The sequence below is a fragment of the Acinetobacter sp. 226-1 genome, from assembly GCF_030329325.1.
GTDB classification, from domain to species: domain Bacteria; phylum Pseudomonadota; class Gammaproteobacteria; order Pseudomonadales; family Moraxellaceae; genus Acinetobacter; species Acinetobacter sichuanensis.
Genome location: NZ_JACANU010000058.1, coordinates 1 through 1067 on the forward strand (window position 1 = coordinate 1; position 1067 = coordinate 1067).

Consider the following 1067-nt stretch of genomic DNA (forward strand, 5'->3'; position numbering starts at 1 on the left):
ACGTATAGGAAGAATAAACGCCCTTTTCACCCAAGTCCAACAGCTTTGGACCGCAGTTGACTCTTTCGACACCCCTGCGATGCAACCCAATCCGGCTGACGGGGAGCCAGCAACGCTGAAAATTTACCCTCCTCTTTCCCACTAGCGGCTCCTTTTCCGACAACCAGCACGGCGGATCCCTGCCGCGGCGCTGTGAACGCAGCATTTTGATTGGTATCGTTGGCCTTCAGGCTCGTCAGTCAAACAGACCCAGGAGCAGCTCAGCCGGTGGCGCCCGGCTTTCGGGTAACGCCCTGGTCCCGCTGGTTTCGGCTTTGTGCTTCAGGTGATCAAGGATCTGCTTGATCACTATAGGGTCTTCAATGCAGGCGATGACTTTCATGGCGCCGCCGCAGCCGCTGCAGGTCTCGATGTCGATATTGAAAACACGCTTGAGCCGTTGCGCCCATGTCATCGACGCTCGCCGTTGTGCTGGTGTTGCCGGTTCATCAGCCACCCTGACCTTGTTGCCCCTGCCCCGTTTTGCCGGCGTGACCAACGCCCGGTGCCGACTGTTGGGTGCGAACACCCCGTGGAAGCGGGTTAGGTTGACTCTGGGCTTCGGTACCAGGGCGGCCAGCCTTGCAATGAAATCCAATGGTTCGAAAATGACGTGCGTGGTGCCGTCCCGGTACGGCGTCTTGAGCTGGTAGCGCACGTTGCCGCCTCGTGTTAACGACAGCCGCTTCTCGGATACCGCCGGGCGGCTGATGTACCGGCACAGCCGTTCGAGCTTCTTGCGTTCATCGGCCCTGGCCGCCACGCCGGCGTGCAGGCTGAACCCGGCTACCTTGCCAATCCCGTCACCGAACGGATCACCACTGGTCGGCAGAGTTTGCAAAGTGAACACCTTTCGCCCCGCCTGTGAACCGACAGCGATACGGTAAGTGATCGAGTGCCCCAGCAGGGGTGTCATCGGGTCGTCATCCACCGCATCCGAGGCCAGATAGCTGTTTTCGACATCCCGTTCCAGCAGGCCTTGCCGTTCCAGATAGCGACCCACCCGGTGGGCGATGGTGTGCGTCAGC

General features: G+C 60.3%; 1 pseudogene. It reads right to left on the bottom strand.

Annotated features, from left to right (window positions below):
- Positions 1-235: 235 nt before the first annotated feature.
- Positions 236-1067, bottom strand: a pseudogene (locus HX124_RS18075) (IS91-like element ISCR2 family transposase); the annotation flags it as partial.